This window comes from Vibrio antiquarius (assembly GCF_000024825.1).
GTDB classification, from domain to species: Bacteria; Pseudomonadota; Gammaproteobacteria; order Enterobacterales; family Vibrionaceae; genus Vibrio; species Vibrio diabolicus.
Genome location: NC_013456.1, coordinates 2,554,777 through 2,575,650 on the forward strand (window position 1 = coordinate 2,554,777; position 20,874 = coordinate 2,575,650).

Here is a 20,874-nt window from a genome sequence, read left to right on the forward strand (position 1 = left end):
CCTTACCTTACGCTTCTACTTGGCGACTAACTTTGTCTTCAACAGAGTCAGCATTTTGCTCGAAGTGGTAGCGACCCGTTTTCAGGCTACTTGGGCCTTTACGAGCGAATTTCAACATTAGGTAAACTTCTGCAACCAGGAATACCGTGTATAGCGCCAGAATTGCGAATAGTGAAGTCCAGATTTCGCCAGCAGTTAATGCTGAAGCTGCAACGTGCACTGGTAAAATTTCACCAACAGCCCATGGCTGACGACCGTACTCAGCGACGAACCAACCCGCTTCAATCGCAATCCACGGTAGTGGGATGCTGAATAGTGCAGCTTTAAGAATCCATTGTTTCTGTTCGATCTTCTGACGACACGTTTGAATAAATGCCGCACCGAAAACGAATAGCATGATGAAACCACAAGCAACCATGATACGGAATGACCAGAATAGCGGCCATACTGTTGGGATTGAGTCATCCGCAGCAGCTTGGATTTGCTCTTCTGTCGCATCAACAACATTGTCTGTGTAGCGTTTTAGAAGTAGACCGTAACCTAGGTCACCCTTCACTTCATCAAACGCAGTCATGTTTTCTTCTGACTTGTCGCCCGCACGAAGCTTCTCGAGAAGTTCATAAGCGTACATACCGTCACGAATACGATCGACGTGCTCATCACGTAGGTCACGAAGACCTGTTACTTGCTCATCAAAAGAACGTGTCGCGATGATACCCATTACGTAAGGGATCTTGATTGCGTAATCGGTGTGCATGGTTTCTTGGTTAGGAACACCAAACAACGTAAACGCTGCTGGAGCTGGTTCTGTGTGCCACTCTGCTTCAATTGCAGCAAGCTTCACTTTTTGAACTTCACCAAGCTCGTAGCCAGATTCATCGCCAAGAACGATGGTAGATAAGATAGCCGCAATACCGAAAGAAGCAGCGATAGCAAATGAACGACGAGCAAACGCAATGTCACGACCTTTTAATAGGTAGTATGAACTGATGCCTAGAATAAACATTGCGCCACAAGTGTAGCCAGAAGCAACCGTATGCACGAACTTAACCTGAGCAACTGGGTTTAGTACAACTTCAGAGAAGCTTACCATTTCCATTCGCATGGTTTCGAAGTTGAAGTCCGCGCCTACTGGGTTTTGCATCCAGCCGTTTGCGATAAGAATCCAAAGTGCAGAGAAGTTAGAGCCCAGCGCCACAAGCCAAGTAACCGCTAAGTGTTGACGTTTAGATAGACGATCCCACCCGAAGAAGAATAGACCAACAAAAGTTGACTCCAGGAAGAATGCGACAAGGGCTTCGATCGCTAGCGGCGCACCGAAGATGTCACCTACATAGTGGGAGTAGTAAGACCAGTTCGTACCAAACTGGAATTCCATGGTAAGGCCTGTCGCCACACCAAGTGCAAAGTTAATACCGAATAGCTTACCCCAGAACTTGGTCATGTCCTTGTAGATTTGCTTGTTCGTCATTACGTACATCGATTCCATAATGGCCAGAAGGAAGGCCATACCAAGGGTCAATGGTACGAATAGGAAGTGATACATCGCTGTCAGTGCAAACTGCAACCGCGATAGATCAACTACGTCAATCATGGTAACTCCTATGTGTCGGCTGAATGACACTCTCTACATATTGCAATCCATATTCAAGTGTTATTTACACTTGAAAAATGTTGAATTATCACAACTCATTGTTGCAAAAATGTGCTTCATTGGTTAGTTAATTGTTAAGCATCAGCTAATATAGCTAGGGCTAATATTACTTGTAAAAACAGATTGTTTCAAAAGGTTTATAGCCGGAATGCGCTTTGATATACATCAATGTTTATGCGCGGAATTTGCACAAAAATCCATCACATTGATCCAGATCAACCAGTATTAGATACGGATGTTAAGAGAGAGTAATCAGGAGAGAAATTAACCAGTTGCGAGCAAACATAGAGTTAACAATCAATGCTTTTTACTTACTAAACTGGTATGAGAAGAAATTCAAAAAATGTGAGTTTGGTCAACTTTAATGAAGCGCTGGGCAGCAAAGGCCCAGCGCGGGAATCTTATTTTTCAATTCCGAAATGCAAATACGCACGATCTGTCGCGATTCTTCCACGTGGAGTGCGTTGTAAATAACCTTGTTGAATAAGATAAGGCTCAAGAACGTCTTCGATAGTATCCTTTTCTTCACCTATCGCTGCCGCCATGTTATCGAGTCCGACCGGACCACCACCAAATTTCTCCATAATTGCGAGTAGTAGTTTGCGGTCCATATAATCGAAACCTTCGGCGTCCACATCAAGCATATTCAGCGCTTTGTCGGCAACCTCTGCACAAATGTGACCATTTCCTTTCACTTCCGCATAATCGCGAACACGACGTAGTAGGCGGTTAGCAATACGTGGTGTGCCACGTGCACGTCTTGCCACTTCCAATGCACCTTCAGGTTCCATTGACAAACCTAAACAATCCGCGCTGCGCTGCACAATATCTTGGAGGTCTTTTATCTTATAAAACTCAAGACGCTGAGTAATACCAAAACGGTCGCGTAATGGTGACGTTAAAGAGCCTGCTCGGGTCGTTGCACCAATCAAAGTAAACGGCGGCAAATCGATCTTAATAGAACGAGCGGCCGGACCTTCACCGATCATAATATCCAGTTGATAATCTTCCATCGCCGGATACAGAACCTCTTCAACCATCGGGCTTAAGCGGTGAATTTCGTCAATAAATAGAACGTCATTTTCTTCTAGGTTGGTTAGTAACGCGGCTAAATCGCCTGCTTTTTCAAGAACTGGCCCTGAAGTAGTACGGATGTTTACTTCCATCTCGTTGGCGACAATATTTGCTAGCGTGGTTTTACCCAAACCCGGAGGGCCAAAAATTAACAGGTGATCAAGAGCTTCACTACGTAACTGAGCAGCTTTGATGAAGATCTCCATTTGGTCACGAACGTGGTCCTGACCTTGGTAATCCGCCAACTTCTTTGGTCGAATAGCACGATCAATGACATCTTCATCACGAAAGGCAGGGTTTTCTGGAGCGATTAAACGATCGGCTTCAATCATCTTTTTACCTTGAAAAATGGTTACCTGAGAGAATAATGCCGCTCGTTTAACAGCAAGTGGCATATTTCTGTATCTCGTCATCCTGTACAGCGACGAAGGAGCGTGATACAGGATCTTCTATCCGAGCACTTTATGGTCAAAATTGTTTCATTAACCGCTCAGCATGCTGCTATTAGATTCCCAGTCTCGCTAGGCTCGCTGGAATGACACAAAAAACATCGTTAAGCGATTGGCATTAACCTTAGAGAATGAGTTATCTTGAACAAATGCTCACTGTGAAACCAGCGTTACACCATTGATTTTAGAGCTTCACGGATCATTTGCTCACTGCTCATGTCCGGTTTAGCGATCTGAGACACCACTTTCGACGCTTGAGTCGGCTTGTAACCCAAAGCTAGAAGCGCGCTAATTGCCTCTTCTTCCGCGTTGTTGGATGTCGCACCAGAATCCGCAGGAGCAGCATCCGTAAATGGTGTAAATAGATCGCCAGCGCCCCACCCTTTCAAGCGGTCTTTCATTTCAACAACCAATCGCTCTGCGGTTTTCTTGCCAACGCCTGGAAGCTTAACCAGCGTAGAAACGTCTTCATGTTCCACACAAGTAACAAATTGCGTTGCTGTCATACCAGAGAGAATACCAAGACCGAGTTTAGGACCAACGCCATTGGCTTTGATCACTTCACGGAAAAGTGCGCGTTCTTTTACTGTGTTGAAACCGTATAGCAATTGCGCATCTTCACGGACGACAAAGTGAGTATAAATAATGGCTTCTTCGCCAACATTTGGCAGCTCGTAAAAACAGCTCATTGGCATCTGGACTTCATAACCAATGCCATTAACTTCAATTAATACTTCAGGTGGTTGTTTTTCAATCAGTGTGCCACGAAGACGTCCAATCACTATAAATACTCTTTGGAAATGAATTTGCGACAGGATAATAAAGAACTGGATAGACATCCAGTTAATTTTATCGGTAGCGCCCTTTTCTGGCACTGGTTGCTTTGCCCGCTAAGGCAACGAGAGTTTTGTTCGTATTGGCATGACAAATCGCCACACCTAAAGCATCGGCTGCATCCGCTTGAGGCTTGGCGGGCAGTTTAAGCATCTGCTGAACCATATGCTGAACTTGCGCTTTGTCCGCACCACCAGTACCGACTACAGCTTGCTTAATAAGACGCGCGGCGTATTCGTATACCGGCAACTCTGCATTCACCGCAGCAACAATTGCGCTGCCACGAGCCTGGCCAAGCTTTAATGCTGAATCCGCATTTTTAGCCATAAACACTTGTTCAATCGCAAATACGTCCGGTTGAAACTGAGTAATGATTTCCGTGACGCCAGCGTAAATCTGCTTAAGACGGCCCGGAAGTTCTTTTTCTGAAGTACGAATACAGCCACTACCAAGGTATTGCAAATGGCGTCCATTTTGACGAATGACCCCATAACCGGTAATGCGTGAACCTGGGTCAATGCCCAAAATAATTGACATGAATGTTCCTAAAAATGAGGCCGAATGCGACCTCAATTTCTTATTATTACTTTCTAATTTCGGAGCGAATACCGCTCACTGCACATTGAGTTTACTCTAGAGAGGCTGCAACGTCGTCAGAGATGTCACCGTTGTGATAAACCTCCTGAACATCGTCCAGATCTTCTAAAGCGTCAATCAAACGAAGCAGTTTTGGCGCAGTGTCCACATCCAGTTCTGCTTTCGTTGAAGGGATAAGCGACACTTCGGCGTTCTCCGCCTCAAAACCGGCAGCATCAAGGGCATCTTTTACGAGTCCAAAATCGCTTGGCGCGGTGTAAACATCAATCGAGCCATCTTCTGATGTTTCGATGTCATCAGCGCCACTTTCTAACGCCACTTCCATCACCACATCTTCATCTAAACCTGGGGCGTATGAGATCACGCCTTTCTTGTCGAAAAGATAGTTTACACTACCATCCGTACCCAGATTGCCTCCTGACTTCGAGAACGCATGGCGTACGCCAGATACTGTGCGATTTCGGTTATCCGTCATACATTCGACCATGACCGCAGTGCCACCCGGGCCATAACCTTCATAGATTACGGTTTCCATATTGTCATCGCCTTCACCACCAGCACCTCGGCTGACAGCGCGGTTGACAGTGTCACGCGTCATGTTGTTAGACAACGCTTTATCAATTGCAGCTCGCAAACGTGGGTTATTTTCTGGCTCACCGCCTCCCTCTTTTGCCGCAACAACGATTTCACGGATTAATTTGGTAAAGATTTTGCCGCGCTTCGCATCTTGCGCTGCTTTACGGTGACGAATATTCGCCCATTTACTATGACCTGCCATAATTCACCTTTTAATGTATTTTGACGCTTAATAGCAAACATGAGCTAAAAAGCGTTGCTTGGGAAATTTCTTTGGAAGTTTCTTGGGTTTATTTAAACAAAAACTCCCGCAGTTGCGGGAGTTTTCTTCAAATGTTGTGCGCTTATTCTGCGTCTTTTTCTTTCGCTGCAGTCACTGCGATTGCTAGCTCTTCTAGCGCTGCTGGGTTCGCAATGCTTGGTGCGTCTGTTAGTAGACACGCCGCTGCTGTTGTTTTAGGGAACGCGATAACATCACGGATGTTCTCGGTACCACATAGCAGCATCACTAGACGGTCAAGACCGAATGCAAGACCAGCGTGTGGAGGCGTACCGAATTTTAGTGCATCAAGCAGGAAGCCGAACTTAAGCTGTTGCTCTTCAGGTGTGATGCCTAGAATATCAAATACGGCTTCTTGCATATCTGCGTTGTGGATACGAACAGAACCGCCGCCAACTTCGTAACCATTTAGAACCATATCGTAAGCGTTAGAGTTTGCCGCAGCTGGGTTCGCTTTTAGCTCTTCCGCAGTCACACCTAGAGGTGACGTGAATGGGTGGTGCATCGCGTGTAGGTTACCTTCGTCATCTTCTTCGAACATTGGGAAGTCAACAACCCATAGTGGAGCCCATGCAGATTCGTCAGTTAGCTCTAGATCTTTACCTAGTTTCAAACGTAGCGCGCCCATTGCTTCTGCAACGATACCCGCTTTATCAGCGCCAAATAGGATGATATCGCCAGATTCCGCTTGAGTGCGATCTAGGATGCCGTTGATCACATCTTCGTTTAGGAACTTAGCTACTGGAGACTGGATACCTTCCATGCCTGCAGCACGGTCGTTAACCTTCATCCATGCTAGACCTTTCGCACCGTAGATACCAACGAATTCACCGTAGCCATCAATTTGCTTACGAGTCAAAGATGCACCACCTGGAACGCGAATAACGGCAACGCGGCCTTTCTCGTCGTTTGCTGGGCCAGAGAATACTTTGAACTCAACGTCTTTCACTAGGTCAGCAACGTCTACTAGCTCTAGTGGGTTACGTAGGTCTGGCTTGTCAGAACCGAAACGGCGAATAGCTTCGCTGAATGGCATTACTGGGAACTGACCTAGGTCTACGTTTAGTAGCTCTTGCCACATATCGCGAACCATGTTTTCCGTCACTTCACGTACTTGGTCAGCCGTCATGAATGACGTTTCGATATCGATCTGAGTGAATTCTGGCTGACGGTCAGCACGCAAGTCTTCATCACGGAAACACTTAACGATTTGGTAGTAACGGTCAAAACCAGACATCATTAGAAGCTGTTTGAATAGCTGTGGAGACTGAGGAAGCGCGTAGAAGCTGCCTTTGTGAACACGGCTAGGTACTAGGTAGTCACGCGCACCTTCTGGTGTCGCTTTCGTTAGTACTGGAGTTTCAATGTCTAGGAAGCCGTTGTCGTCTAGGAAACGACGAACAAAGCTAGACGCTTTAGCACGTAGCTTGATGCGATCGCTCATTTCAGGACGACGAAGGTCTAAGTAACGGTACTTCAGACGTTGCTCTTCAGAGTTCTTTTGGTTGAAATCTAGAGGCAAAACGTCACTGCGGTTGATGATTTCAAGACCTGTCGCAAGGATCTCAACTTCACCTGTTGCCATGTCTTTGTTTGCTTGGCTTTCTGGACGAACGCGTACTTCACCCGTTAGTTTGATACAGAATTCATTACGAAGTGTGTTAGCCACTTCATACGCATCCGCCATATCTGGATCAACAACTACCTGAACGATACCTTCGCGATCTCGCATATCAATAAAAATAAGACCGCCTAAATCACGACGACGGTTAACCCAGCCGCAAAGTTCTACAGTTTGTCCTGCAAGGGACTTGTTCAGGTGACCACAGTAATGGGTACGCATAATGAAATTCCCAATCTCTCAAATGTTGTTAACTACGCTCTGTCAGCCTCATTGCCAAGCAGAGTAAAGATTCAGTTATACGCTGAATGTCCACGAAAATCGACTACTCAACATACAATTACGTGTGTTTTATCATTCACTGGTGCTTTTTAGTACAACAAATGTTCAAAAGCGCACCAAAGCGAAAAAATTGGTGGGGATTATAGCGTGAAATTACCTATTTCAGCAAAACTCTCGTAAAGTATTCACACGAGTAGCAAGCAGTAAAGAATAATGGATAACTTACCTCTTCGACTTGGATTGACGATGTGGTCGCACAATCAATGGCAACAAAGCTTTTACGGCAGCGGGACAAAGCCCGCTGAACGTTTAGAAAAGTATGCACAGGTGTTCCATACCGTGGAAGGCAACACGACATTTTATGCCACGCCGACGCTCAACACGGTGCAAAACTGGAGAGCAGCAACCCACGATGATTTTCGCTTTACTTTCAAACTTCCTAAAGCCATCACTCATGAGCAAATGCTAAGAGGTTGCAGCGAACAGCTGAGAGACTTCATGAAAGTCATGGAGCCGTTGCATGACCGTGTGGGGCAATGGACAATTCAATTGCCAGCCGCATTTGGTCCTGAGCACCTTGATCGACTGAAAAAGTTCTGTGCGAGCTTTCCACCTAACTTCCCTCTTGGTGTTGAGGTTCGTCATATGGCATTTTTCTCCAAAGGTGAAGAAGAGCGAGCGCTTAACCAATGGTTAGTAGAAAATAACATTGACCGCATTATTATGGATAGCCGCCCTGTCTTTGCCGCTAAGCCAGACAATGAAGCGGTCATTGATGCGCAAATGAAAAAACCAAGAGTACCAGTCCACGCCATTGCTACCGCTTCACACCCTTTGATTCGCTTTATTGGTCATCCAGAAGAACAGCAAAATTACGAGTTTTTTACACCATGGCTCAGCAAGTTGCCGCAATGGATTGCAGAAGGTAAACAGCCGTATGTCATGATCCATACTGCGGACAATATAATTGCGCCGGAGTTGGCAGCCAATCTGTATAAAGACATACAAAAGCGTATAACACTTCCTGACTTGGCATCTTTCCCGGCTAACGATGGCAACTCGCAGTTACAGATGTTCTAACGCAACACATGACAGAGGCGCGAAATTCCCATAAAATACGCGCCTTTTTTGGTGCCTGACATTTTCAGGCGGCTTGTATGCAGAGACTTGGTTATGAACCCTAAGAGCAATCCAGATACTATTTTTTCGGCTCCAATCGATAAAATTGGGGATTTCACGTTCGATGAACGCGTAGCGGAAGTATTTCCTGACATGATTCAACGATCGGTGCCGGGTTACAGCAACATTATTTCTGCAATTGGTATGCTGGCAGAGCGTTTTGTAAAGCCCCACTCAAACATCTATGACCTTGGCTGTTCTTTGGGTGCTGCAACATTGTCTATGCGTCGCCATATCAAACAAGAAGGTTGCCAAATCATCGCAGTGGACAACTCTCCTGCGATGGTTGAGCGTTGCAAATTGCATGTAAACGCGTACCGAAGCGATACTCCTGTAGATGTGGTTGAAGCGGATATTCGTAATATCGATATTGAAAACGCATCAGTTGTCGTACTGAACTTTACTCTGCAATTTCTTTCTCCAGACGATCGTTACGCCCTACTTGAACGAATCTATGCAGGTCTACGTCCAGGCGGAATTTTGATTTTGTCGGAGAAATTCGTCTTCGAAGATGAAGTGTCAAACGAGCTATTAATTGACCTTCACCACGACTTTAAACGTGCAAATGGTTATAGCGAACTAGAAATCAGCCAAAAGCGCAGCGCGATAGAAAACGTAATGCGCCCAGATTCAAAGAAAGAGCATAAAGAGCGTTTCGCTAAAATTGGCTTTTCTAGCTACGATGTTTGGTTCCAATGCTTTAACTTTGGCTCTATGTTCGCAATTAAATAAACCGTGCATACAAATGCCCTGAATCACGCCGATTTAGGCTGTTATTTAATAATTTTAATACCATCAACTCAGCGATTAACTAACTATGTTTAACTTTGCAAACTTCTACCAATTGATTGCCCAAGACACACGTCTTCAACCTTGGCTCAATGTGCTACCACAACAGCTAACGGATTGGCAAAATGCAGAGCACGGTGACTTTGGTCGCTGGTTGAAAGCACTGAACAAGATTCCAGAAGGCTCACCGGATCAAATTGACATCAAGAATTCAGTGACCATCAGCAACGACACTCCTTTCCATGAAGGTGAGCTGAAGAAATTAGAGAACTTACTTCGTACATTCCATCCGTGGCGCAAAGGGCCATACCACGTACACGGCATTCATATTGATACTGAGTGGCGCAGTGATTGGAAATGGGACCGCGTGCTTCCGCATATTTCTCCATTAAAGAACCGCAGCGTACTCGATGTTGGTTGTGGTAACGGCTACCACATGTGGCGCATGCTGGGTGAAGGTGCACGCTTAACCGTCGGTATCGATCCATCTCACCTGTTCCTAATTCAGTTCGAAGCAATTCGTAAACTAATGGGAGATGACCAACGTGCGCACCTACTGCCGTTGGGTATTGAACAACTACCTAAGTTAGAAGCGTTCGACACGGTATTCAGCATGGGCGTGCTTTACCACCGTCGCTCTCCACTGGATCACTTGGTGCAGCTAAAAGATCAATTAGTGTCCGGTGGTGAACTCGTACTAGAAACACTAGTGATTGAAGGTGATGAGAATTCAGTGTTGGTTCCAACTTCTCGTTACGCACAAATGCGCAATGTCTATTTCTTCCCTTCAGCAAAAGCGCTGAAAGTGTGGTTAGAGTTGGTAGGATTTGAAGATGTACGCATCGTTGATGAAAACGTCACTTCGGTTGATGAACAACGTACCACAGATTGGATGACGCATAACTCTCTGCCAGACTATCTAGATCCGAACGACCCAAGCAAGACTGTAGAAGGTTACCCTGCCCCTCGCCGCGCGGTTCTTGTCGCTCGCAAACCATAATTCGCTGAGATTCCTGACATTGTCTTAACTCATTTTACGAGTTAAGACATTACCCTCTTTCCTCGTACTGAGCGTGTTTGTTTTTCGAGTCCATTTGTTACATCAAAACATAAGCACGCTCTAAATAAGGATGCGCTTTTATGTCCTTGATTTTTAGCTTTTCATCACTATTCCTCAAACAATAAGTAATAGAGAAACATTCTTACTTGTGAGGCTTTATCGATATGAGCTAAACTCCTAAAAAATAAACAACTTAATCCAATCCCAAGGTTTTCAATGTTATTACGATTGACCCCGATTGTTGCCATCGCCTTACTGTCTGGATGCTCACTAACCAAAGGCGAACAGTACCACCAAGAAACGTTAGCGGCTATTCAAACTTCAGAAGCGAATGTCAATAATCGCATTACTAACTTAGAGCTTCAGCTCAGCAACCAATCGGACTATATCGACAGCCTTGAAGAACAAGTCGATAAACTACAGGTTGAACTTCTGACATTTCGTGATGAAGCAATGGCAGAAGTGAAAAAGCCAAAAGAGCCGATTATTGTCCAATCTCCTGCTCCTGTGGAACCAACACCAACTCATGATATTGTCCTTGGCTCAATTGAAAAGGTCACTATTGACTCCATTAAGCAGACTTTTGATGCACGTGTCGACACCGGTGCCGCAACCTCATCTTTAAATGCAGTTGATATTGAAGAGTTCGAAAGAAACGGCAAAAACTGGGTTCGATTCCACCTGGCAGATACCAGTAAATCTGAAGAAGAAAAAAATACTTGGATCGAAGCGCCAGTCATTCGTTACGTAAAAATTCGCCAAGTTACCAGTGAAGAACTAGAACGTCGCGCTGTAGTCGAACTTTGGGTGCGCGTTGGAAAAATTCATGAAAAAGCGCAATTTACGTTGGCAGATCGCTCGCATATGAACCATCCTATTTTACTGGGTAGAGAATTTATGCGCGACATCGCACTTGTCGATGTAAGTCGTACCTATATCCAAACGGACGAAGATAAAAAATAATAAGGTAGATTATGACGTCAAAAATACCGTTTTACCTTTCAATCATCTTATTGGTGATTGCGGGCATTGCTTTGAGTGTTTTCAGACATGAAAACTACGGCGTGCCTTGGACACCAGGCGAAACTCGTCAGGTATGGGATGTAGAGGCACGTATTGAGTTCAATGCTAACGGCAATGAAGTCAAAGCTTCACTCGCAGCACCTCATACACAAAGTGGTTATACGCTTATCGGTGAATCCGCTTCCTCTTCTGGTTATGGCGTTTCCTACATTAATTCTGATTCTGGACGTCGTGCCGAGTGGTCAATTCGTCAGGCCAAAGGTCCTCAAACCATTTACTACAAAGCGCAGTTCTTAGTGGACCCTCAGGCTAAAGTTACGCCTCTACCACCAACTGAAGACATTACGCCACCAACTCTATCAGCGCCACAAGCTGCGGCGGCAAATGCCCTTGTTGAGCGTGCGATGAGTCGCTCTGCCGACAATGTGACCTTCACTCGTGAGCTCATCAAAGCGCTTAATGACCCAGACAGTCAAAACTCATCGCTACTACTGAATGACTTCAGCCGTACTGATGCACTACATAATATTTTGCTTACCGCAGGTATACAGAGCAAAACTGTCGGTGTTATCGAACTAGAAGATGGCCGTCGACGCCAAACCATTCAACCAATGGTTCAGGTTTGGTCAGGTAAAGATTGGGTACTGTTCTCACCAAATTCCGAACAGAAAGCCGTGAAACCAAACTTATTAGTTTGGGATGAGTCGAATGTATCCCTGCTTGATCTTGTTGGTGGTAAAAATAGCCAAGTTCATTTCTCAATGATCAAGCAAGAAATGACTCCACAGCAAGCGACGAACAACAAGATAGAAGCTGATGGGCTTCTGAATATTTCAATTCATAGCTTGCCTCTTGAAGAACAAGCGATGTTTAAGACTATCATGCTGATCCCTATCGGTGCCCTTATCGTGGTGTTCTTGCGTGTGATTATCGGTCTGAAAACATCCGGTACTTTCATGCCAGTACTGATTGCTGTTGCGTTTGTTCAAACCCAGTTATTAACGGGTATTGTCGGTTTCTTACTGATCGTTGGCACAGGCTTGATTATTCGAAGTTACTTATCGAGGTTGAACTTACTGCTTGTAGCACGGATATCAGCGGTCATTATTACCGTTATTATGATCATTTCGGTGTTCACAGTAGTCGCATTTAAGATGGGCTTAACGGAAGGATTAACAATTACGTTCTTCCCGATGATCATCTTGTCTTGGACAATTGAACGTATGTCTATCCTATGGGAAGAAGAAGGCGCGAAAGAAGTCGCTCTGCAAGGTGGGGGCTCACTGCTCACCGCAGTATTGGTTTACTTAGCGATGACGAACTCATACATTCAGCACCTAACCTTTAATTTCATTGGTCTACAGTTGATTGTTCTGGCCGGTATTCTATTGCTAGGTACTTACACAGGTTACCGTCTAACTGAGTTACGTCGTTTCAAACCACTAGCGGAGGACTAAACGATGTTCGAAAGTTTTACTTCGCCAGCTAAGCTTCGCCATAAAGGCATTATGGGGATGAACAAACGTAACCACAGTTATATCGGCCGTTACAATGATCGTTCTAAATACCCATTAGTTGATGACAAGCTCAAGACTAAAATTATTGCGCAGGCAGCAGGGGCGACAGTCCCTGCCCTGATCGGCGTTATTCATAACCAAGCAGAAGTAAAGACAATCCATAGAATGGTGCAAGATTGGCCTGGTTTTGTTATCAAACCCGCTCAAGGTAGTGGTGGTAAGGGTATTTTGGTTATTACCTCGCATAAAGATGGGGTCTATACCAAACCTTCCGGCTCTACAATTGGTAAGGACGAAGTTGAACGTCATATCAGTAATGCGCTTGCAGGCCTTTTCTCTCTTGGTGGTAAAAACGACGTCGCAGTCGTTGAGAACCTGATTAAGTTTGATGATTGTTTCGATGGCTTCAGTTATGAAGGCGTGCCTGATGTTCGAATCATCGTATTTAAAGGCTACCCTGTTATGGCAATGATGCGCTGTTCTACGGCGGCGTCGGACGGTAAAGCAAACCTCCACCAAGGCGCTGTGGGCGTGGGCATTGATATCGCCACAGGTAAAGCAATCCGAGCGGTGCAATTCGACCATCCAGTCACCCACCATCCGGATACCGGCAAAGACCTTTCTACCCTCCAAGTCCCGCACTGGGAGCGCTTGCTTGAGCTTGCGTCTAGTGCGTGGGAGATGACAGGGTTGGGATACATGGGCACTGATATGGTGCTAGATAAAGAGGAAGGGCCTATGGTTTTAGAGCTCAACGCTCGTCCTGGCTTAGCAATCCAAATCGCTAATGGTGCAGGCTTGCTTCCTCGTTTGAAACACATAGAGAGCCTCGGCACACCTGCCGAGTATCCAAAGCCGATTGAACGTGTCGCCTACGCAGCAGAGCAGTTTGGGGTAAAACCGCAGTTCTAATCGCCAATCACAATATCATTCGCCAGTAATTGTTCGGATTGCTGGCGTTTTTTGTTTCCGTTTCCAAAACCGTCTACCTACTCATCTTATTAAACAAACCTATCTCACCTATAACTTGAATCAATGATCGAGCTAACAGAATCAACATAGATCGTTTCTTTTCTCCTTTAACTTTTGAGTATGATGAGGTCTCCCCTTACTCAACTTGAGAGGTTGAGAAATGCTAACAAAAGAAACAGATAACGATGAACCAGAGCTTGAAGAACAAGAGAGCTTAGACCAGCATTTACAACGCTTGTCTGAGCTTTCTGTCCAAGCACTTGAAGAGCTTGCTGAAATGATCGATATCAGAGACGATATTTCAGAGGAATAAAACTTAGCCTCCCCGCTAAGTTCTATTAATAAGCCGAGACTGTCGTCCTACAGTCTCGGCTTATTTTATACGCTTTGAAGCCTCCCGCTAACAAATACAAAAACGCCCGCGTTCATTGCGGGCGTTTTGCTAGATTCGGAGTTTACGATTCAAACTCTTCGATCATCTCTTGCGCTTCGGTCTTAGGCTTATCCGTTTGACCAAAACCACGTAGACCAACTACGTGTACGTGCTCATGGTCTTTAAACACCTTACGCACCAACTTGTAGGTAGTACCTTTCTCTGGGCTGATGTTTTCTGGTGCCGCAATAAGAAGCTGCATATCCAGACGGTCACACAATTCGAACAATGTCGCGATCGATTTCGCATCCAGACGCGCTGCTTCATCCAAGAAGAGCAGACGACAAGGCAAAATGTCTTTGCTGCGAAGACGACGAGATTCTTCTTCCCAGCTTTGAACAACCATCAGGAGGATTGACTGACCAGTACCGATCGCTTCACCTGTTGATAGCGCGCCAGACTCGGCCTGTAGCCAACCGTCTGTACCACGGTTCACTTCTACACTTAGCTCTAGGTAGTTACGGTAATCCAGTAGCTCTTCACCCAGAACTTGCGGTGAACGTTGGCCCATATCGATGTGTGGGTTCACGCGTTGGAACAGTTTCGCCATTGCTTCAGAGAAGGTAAAGCGAGTCGATTCAAACAGGTCTTTGTGCTGCTCTTGCTGTGTCGCTAGACCGTTCAGTAACACTTCGTGACTTTCACGAATTTTCACGTTTAGACGTACGCCCTTCACCTGACCAAACGAAATGTTCGACAAGCCTTGGTTCAACATACGAATACGGTTTTGCTCACGCTGAATCGTCTTCTTGATGATGCTCGCTACCGACTCAGAGCTGATCGCTAGACGGTTTTCACGCTGCGTTAGCTCTTCCGTTAGACGCGCCAGCTCGACTTCCATCTCTTCGATTGCTTCAACTGGGTCATCAGTACGGATGATATCCTGACGAATACGCTCACGAAGATGTTGGTATACAGCAATGTAGAACAGAACTTTACGCTCTGGACGTGCGTTGTCTTCTGATAGACGCAGCGCATCACGCAAGTCGTCATTGTTCGCAACCGCTAAACGCAGCGCACCCAATGATTTATCCGACATCGAACGCAATTCATCCGCCGACATGTAAGCCAGTTCGCGCTTGTGTAGACGACGCTCAACATCGTTTTCACGCGCTAAGCGAAGTACTGAACACCAACCCGCTTTCGCTGCAACGACAAATTTGCGCAGCTCTGCGTATTCTTTCTGCACTTTCTTCAGACGTTTCGCTAAGCCTTTCATCTCAAGCTCGGTCGACGTTATCGTGCGCTCGTATTCACTCTTACGACTACGTGAAGTATGTAAGCGTTCGTGCAGCTCGTCACGACGGCGCATTGCACGCTCTTCCGCACCTTCGTCGGCATTTACGCCATACTCTTGCAGCTCTTGTTTGAACTCTTGTACGGTTTCTTGCTTCGCTTGATGCGAACTCTTCAAAGACGCCAATACTTGGTTGTATTGGTTCATTTGTCCTTGTGCTTGCTTCAACTCTTCACGAGAACGAGTACGAGTCTGTTCAGCTTGAACCAACTTCGCTTTTAGCTGCTCACTCAGTTCGCTACTTTTGTTCAGAAGATCAACCGAGTCTGAGTAAGCGAAGTAGTGACGACGTTCAACCAGATCCGAGAGTGCAAAGATTTGCTTCTTAAGATCTTGTAACTGTTCATCTGCCGCTTTGTATTCTGCTTCTAGTGCATCAAATTGCTCTGGGTCAGCATCAAGCGCAGACGCAATATTCTCTAGTTGCGCGACGGCTTTTGCATGATTATTTAAGAAGTTTTTCGCCTCTGCAAGCTGAGCGATTTTCTCTTCTAGCTCATCAAAACGCGCTTGCAATGATTCATCTTCAACAAGCACCATGTGTGATGCTAGCTTGTCCAGAGAAGACAGTGCTTGCTTACTAGTTTGAAGCTGAGAGCGTTGCTGCTGCTCTTTTGCATCCAGATCCGCCAGCACGCGAGCAATTTGGTTACGCTTATCACGAATGGTTGCCAGTGCTTGTTCTGGATCAGCGTCAAAAGCCACTTGAATGTGGTTAGACACAAATTGGTTAAATGCTTGGTACAAACGCTGCATTTTCTGAGAGTCAAACGCCGCTTTTGCGTGCTTCTCTACCACTTCTTCTCGTTCGTTACGCAGCAACTCTAGACGCTGCTCACGTGCTGCACGACCAAACAATGGGATCTCAGGCAAGCGAGAGTAACGCATTTGGCGATCGTTCATGCGAACACAAACCGCGCCCTCTAACTCTTCTGCATCGAACGAGCTGTCATCAAAGGCATCGATGTCACCTTCAATGATGTACAAGTCTTCTGGACAGTCGTCTAGCTCTACCAGTTTCTCTTCGATACCTGACAGGTCAGAAACAACGATAGCGTGACGAGCCGGACCGTACATCGCACTGAAGTAAGGCGCGTCATCAATCGTGATGTCATCGTAGATCTCAGACAGTAATACACCGCCTAAAGTATCAGCCAAACCTTTCAGGCGAGGGTCGTTTGAACCACCAGGAGAAGCAAGACGTTCAATCTCAGCGTCTAGCTGGCTACGGCGCTCAGCAAGCTTATCTTTAGCTAAGGACAGCGCCCTTTCTTGCTCAAGAACAACCTGCATGTGGTTCATTACCGCATGGCGATCCTCAAGGTCTGACCCGCTCTGCTCTCTCAGTTTCTCTAGCGCATCGTTCGCCGCAATCCAAGCTGGCGCTATCGCTTCAAACTTACTGATTTCTGCCGCCGCGTTTTGCTCTAGACGGCGCTGTTCACCACGCTGATCACGAACTTCCTCTTGAGCTATCTCTAGTGATTCGATTTGCATCGCATGACGTTCACGTTCTTGTTCAAACGTAACTTCATCGGTTAGCTCGACGTGATATTGCTTTTTGTATTCAGCAACCAGTTCACGTGCTTGACGCTGCTGGTTAAGGCTGCGTTCGAGATCACGGTGTTGTGCTCGCCATTGCTGTTCGTTTTGTGCAATTTGCTGTGATTCTCGAGCTTTAGCGATTGCCGATTTTGCGTGCTCAGAGGCTTCTTTGCGCTCAACAGGGCCAACGATGCTCTGTACAAGCTTCAATGCAGTATCAAACTGCTCTGCCGCAGCTGATGACATATCGAGCTTATGTTTCACAGACAACAACGTATTGGTATTTTCTGACTCTTTGTTTTTCAGCTCCGCCACTAACGCTTGTGCGGATTCTGCCGTTAGGCTGTCATCGCCAAGTAGCTGCTTCGCTTTCTCCAGCGCTTGAACGGCTTGTTGGTATTGAAGCGCGCGAGTTTGCTGAACGTCAAGAGCTTGCTGGTAATCAGCAAGTTGCGTCTTAAGGCTGTCCACCTCTTCTTCTGCAACGGTCGCTTGCTCTTCAGCCATCATCACGCGTTCTTGCGCTTCTTCCACTACCATCATTTGTTCTTCAAGACGCTCGCTCAGCTCTTCAAGATCTTCTTGGTAGCGTTCGATCTTCTCTTGCTGACGCAGCGCGTTTTGCACCAGTTGCAAGTGATCCGAAGCCGCTTGGTAGTCTTGCTCTAAAGAAGATTCTGATTCGATCAGCAGTTCCAGCTCTTCTTGAACGCGGTTAAGCAGATTGTTTTGCTCAATCAAGGTCTCGCGAGAACCAAATAACTCTGAACGCAAAGACAATGTCTGTTCTAGTTTTTTACGACGCTCGTTGGCATGGCGCATATAGTCCGCTGCCACGTAGTTGGTCGACTCTGTAATCAAGTGTTTGAACAAGTCACGGTCTGCTTGAGTAGTTTTGATCGCTTCTAGCGTCATGCGGTTTTCACGCAGCGCCGATTCCATATCTTGGAACGCTTTCTTCACGCCGCCATTTTGTGGCAGAAGGTAGTCACGTAGCGAGCGCGTAATCGCACTTGAAATACCACCGTAAAGCGATGCTTCGATCAGGCGGTAGAATTTAGAGCGGTCACCAGAGTTGCGCAGTTTCTTCGGAATCACACCGAATTCAAACATTTGTGCGTGGTAATCCACGATAGAAGAGAACGCTTTGAACTGAACGCCTTCAAATTCCGCGATCGATTCTTTTACTTCGTTGATTTGACGTACACGAGCTTGAGTCGCAGATACGCTTTCAACCAAGATATCCGTTGGTTTCACATGGCTTGGAAGACCTTGGATAACAAACGGTTTGATGTCTACTTTCTTATCACGACCTGCAACTTGCTGCATTTTTACTGCAAACAGTAGGCGTTGGTTACGTGAGTTCACCACATCTAGCGCCGCATAACATGCGCCCGGCTGCAGCTTACCGTATAAACCTTTATCGCGAGACGATTGGCTGCTGCCCGCTTCTGTCGTGTTACGGAAGTGCAGTAGCGTTTGGTCAGGAATCAATGCGGTGATGAACGCCGCCATTGTGGTTGATTTACCTGCACCGTTACCACCTGATAGCGTGGTGACCAGACCATCGATGTCAAATGTACGGGCAAAGAAGCCGTTCCAGTTGACCATGGTCAGCGATTGGTATTTACCGCGTTCAATCATGCTCATGCTTCACCCTCTTCTGTTGTTTCTTCTTGGGCTTGGTCGTCTTGATCTTCTTCAGACAATAGGCTGCCTTGGCTTGGCTCTTTGGTGTGCACTACCGCTTCACCATCACGGATCAGACGTAGCTGCGCTTCACGCATATCATCACCAATACGTACATCGGCACCAAAGCGGAATACCGCTTCACTGATGCTGAATTTACCGGTCTCACCAATGTTGATGATCATGCCTAGGCGGCGTAGACGACGAAGTGACGTGCGTACTTTTTCAAACAGCTTTTCTTTATCAAGGTCAGAACCGGTAGCACGGTTGGTCACCAGCTTCATCAGCTTGTTTTCATCAGCCAGAGCAAGTAGCTCGTCGTACAACTCTTGGTTAGTGAAGATGCCTTCGTGCGCAAGACGCTCTGGGCTTAGATAAAGGAAACACAGTACCTTCCCCACCAGCATATCCAGTTCAGAAAGGACACTACGGCCAATCAGAGACGTTGAACGAGGACGAAGGTAGAAGAAACCTTCTGGCGCTTTCACCAATTCGGTATTGTAGCGCTGGTAGAAAGAAGAAAGCTCAAGTTCGAAATCCGACAACAACGCGTGGTTATCCAGATCTTCACTTGAGATATGACGCCCTGCTCGAAGCATGCTGTCTAGCGCTGGGAACAGAGGGTTAGAAATTGCTTTTGCCAGTTTATCTGACATGTATTCATTAGTATCGGTCGATGACATTCGCTTGTACCTTTGCCCCAAATTCGTTGATTGCTTTCCAGTCCGGTTGAATCGCTTGGTAATCCGATTCTGAATACCCCAGACGTACAGCTTGATCAACGATAATGCGAGCTAAATCAAAATGATGAGTGTAAGGATGCTGTGCAAGGTAATCTCGCAATACCACACTCAAGTCGATTGGCGTGCCTTGAGCTTTATGCGCTTTTAGCATGTCACCAATTCGTTCAGACAACTCATCATTGACTTGTTGAAATTCTTCATACTCTACTTCCATCGGAACTTGGCCGGTCACTTCGTCATCACGTAGCACCAACGCCTCGTCACGAAGGTCAGAAAGCCTTTCCGCATCTGCATAAGTCAGATACCAAGGCGCATCGAAGTAATCTTTGACGGATTGACGTAGACGCGAGCTAAACGCACGGTTCTTATCCATATCAATTGCAGTACGGATGAACTTGTGCACATGTCGGTCGTAACCAATCCAAAGGTCGATCGCTTGCTGGCCCCAGCTTGTGATTCGGTCCAGCTTCATTTGCAGACCAAACAACGCTTCTTCGATGAACTCAAGCTCAGGATCGCCGTAAACAATTTCTTGAATATCTAGGATCTGAGTTTGCAGTTCATCACTGGCGGCTTGCAGCGTATCTTGAAGTTCACGCAATGTGCTCGACGTTTCTGACAGTAGCGCTTCACAGTTGTTGATCGCTTCGCGCCAGTCTTTATTTAGCAGGTCGGCAATTTGTTGTTTTACAGATTGCTGCTGCTCATCCATCACACGCTGGTTAAGATCGATTTGATCGAAGATCTCGCCTACAGAATATTTTAAAACTCCGTATACGTTTTTCTTCCAGTGGCCCGGTGTACCACCTTTTTGTGCTGCCTCAATCGCTTTCGCCATTTCATCTGCCACCATAGACAGTTGAATAGAAAGGCGCAGTTTCGAGAACTCACGATGACGCACATAGTAATCGGTAATTCCTATCGCTAAAGGCGACAAGCGGTAAATGCTCGCTCCGTCGGTAATCTCACTGACAAAACGGCTAATAAGGCGCTGCTTGACCATCTCGTTGATGGCGTTGTTCGCACGAAAAGCGGAGGCTTCGCCAGTCTCATCAAATAATCGAGTGACGATGGCAAACGCATCATGCAATTCACCTTCACCCAATTCTTCATCGAACCTTTCATTACTCAGTACGGCAATGGCTATCAAGAATGCCAATCGCTCTGTGGTCAGGTTCAACGAGAAATCGTGCTGCTTAACCCAGCCAACCAACTCATCGATTGGTTGCTCTGCAGCATTGAGAGTCATCTCACTCATTG

16 protein-coding genes are annotated in these 20,874 nt (G+C 46.2%); 7 read left to right on the plus strand and 9 right to left on the minus strand.

What is annotated here, in order from left to right:
* Positions 1 to 7 precede the first annotated feature (7 nt).
* From cydA to aspS, 6 genes are all read right to left on the minus strand, one after another.
* Positions 8 to 1,594 carry a cytochrome ubiquinol oxidase subunit I gene (gene cydA, locus VEA_RS11860; RefSeq protein WP_012841977.1) on the minus strand — a complete coding sequence of 529 codons (1,587 nt, stop codon included), beginning with the start codon at positions 1,592 to 1,594 and terminating at the stop codon, positions 8 to 10.
* 461 nt (positions 1,595 to 2,055) lie between these two features.
* On the minus strand, positions 2,056 to 3,060 hold the full coding sequence (gene ruvB / locus VEA_RS11865; protein WP_031780162.1) for a Holliday junction branch migration DNA helicase RuvB: 1,005 nt from the start codon (positions 3,058 to 3,060) through the stop codon (positions 2,056 to 2,058).
* A 287-nt stretch (positions 3,061 to 3,347) separates the two neighbouring features.
* On the minus strand, positions 3,348 to 3,959 hold the full coding sequence (gene ruvA / locus VEA_RS11870; RefSeq protein ID WP_012841979.1) for a Holliday junction branch migration protein RuvA: 612 nt from the start codon (positions 3,957 to 3,959) through the stop codon (positions 3,348 to 3,350).
* Between the two features lie 67 nt (positions 3,960 to 4,026).
* Entirely contained in the window at positions 4,027 to 4,548 is a 522-nt protein-coding gene (gene ruvC, locus VEA_RS11875; RefSeq protein WP_012841980.1) for a crossover junction endodeoxyribonuclease RuvC, read from the minus strand.
* Between the two features lie 91 nt (positions 4,549 to 4,639).
* A complete protein-coding gene (locus tag VEA_RS11880; RefSeq protein WP_012841981.1) occupies positions 4,640 to 5,386 on the minus strand; it encodes a YebC/PmpR family DNA-binding transcriptional regulator in 747 nt (248 codons plus the stop codon).
* A gap of 142 nt (positions 5,387 to 5,528) precedes the next feature.
* Positions 5,529 to 7,307 (minus strand): aspartate--tRNA ligase, encoded by a 1,779-nt coding sequence (aspS, locus tag VEA_RS11885; RefSeq protein ID WP_012841982.1) that lies wholly within the window; start codon positions 7,305 to 7,307, stop codon positions 5,529 to 5,531.
* Between the two features lie 273 nt (positions 7,308 to 7,580).
* Here aspS and VEA_RS11890 point away from each other — a divergent pair, with 273 nt between their 5' ends.
* The 7 genes from VEA_RS11890 (at position 7,581) to VEA_RS23965 (ending at position 14,220) form a co-directional block, all read left to right on the plus strand.
* On the plus strand, positions 7,581 to 8,447 hold the full coding sequence (locus VEA_RS11890) for a DUF72 domain-containing protein (RefSeq protein ID WP_006742113.1): 867 nt from the start codon (positions 7,581 to 7,583) through the stop codon (positions 8,445 to 8,447).
* A 93-nt stretch (positions 8,448 to 8,540) separates the two neighbouring features.
* Positions 8,541 to 9,278, plus strand: a complete 738-nt coding sequence (gene cmoA, locus VEA_RS11895) for a carboxy-S-adenosyl-L-methionine synthase CmoA (protein WP_012841984.1) — start codon at positions 8,541 to 8,543, stop codon at positions 9,276 to 9,278.
* 85 nt (positions 9,279 to 9,363) lie between these two features.
* Positions 9,364 to 10,335 (plus strand): tRNA 5-methoxyuridine(34)/uridine 5-oxyacetic acid(34) synthase CmoB, encoded by a 972-nt coding sequence (gene cmoB, locus VEA_RS11900; RefSeq protein ID WP_012841985.1) that lies wholly within the window; start codon positions 9,364 to 9,366, stop codon positions 10,333 to 10,335.
* Positions 10,336 to 10,611: 276 nt separating this feature from the next.
* The gene (locus VEA_RS11905) at positions 10,612 to 11,358 is read left to right on the plus strand and encodes an ATP-dependent zinc protease family protein (RefSeq protein ID WP_012841986.1); all 747 of its coding nucleotides are present in this window, start codon (positions 10,612 to 10,614) and stop codon (positions 11,356 to 11,358) included.
* An 11-nt stretch (positions 11,359 to 11,369) separates the two neighbouring features.
* Positions 11,370 to 12,875, plus strand: coding sequence for an inactive transglutaminase family protein (locus VEA_RS11910; RefSeq protein WP_005390741.1), 1,506 nt, complete (start codon positions 11,370 to 11,372; stop codon positions 12,873 to 12,875).
* A 3-nt stretch (positions 12,876 to 12,878) separates the two neighbouring features.
* On the plus strand, positions 12,879 to 13,847 hold the full coding sequence (locus tag VEA_RS11915; protein WP_006742116.1) for an alpha-L-glutamate ligase-like protein: 969 nt from the start codon (positions 12,879 to 12,881) through the stop codon (positions 13,845 to 13,847).
* Between the two features lie 220 nt (positions 13,848 to 14,067).
* On the plus strand, positions 14,068 to 14,220 hold the full coding sequence (locus tag VEA_RS23965) for a hypothetical protein (RefSeq protein WP_005390736.1): 153 nt from the start codon (positions 14,068 to 14,070) through the stop codon (positions 14,218 to 14,220).
* 142 nt (positions 14,221 to 14,362) lie between these two features.
* On the opposite strand, the gene mukB is transcribed toward VEA_RS23965, so the two are convergent.
* The 3 genes from mukB to mukF are packed head-to-tail and all read right to left on the minus strand — an operon-like array spanning position 14,363 to position 20,872.
* Complete coding sequence (mukB, locus tag VEA_RS11920) at positions 14,363 to 18,826, minus strand: chromosome partition protein MukB (RefSeq protein ID WP_041853048.1); 4,464 nt, start codon at positions 18,824 to 18,826, stop codon at positions 14,363 to 14,365.
* 2 nt (positions 18,827 to 18,828) lie between these two features.
* Positions 18,829 to 19,554: a chromosome partition protein MukE gene (gene mukE, locus VEA_RS11925; protein ID WP_006742118.1), complete on the minus strand. Its 726-nt coding sequence runs from the start codon at positions 19,552 to 19,554 to the stop codon at positions 18,829 to 18,831.
* A complete protein-coding gene (gene mukF / locus VEA_RS11930) occupies positions 19,535 to 20,872 on the minus strand; it encodes a chromosome partition protein MukF (RefSeq protein WP_006742119.1) in 1,338 nt (445 codons plus the stop codon). Before mukF ends, mukE begins: the two co-directional genes overlap by 20 nt.
* Positions 20,873 to 20,874 lie beyond the last annotated feature (2 nt).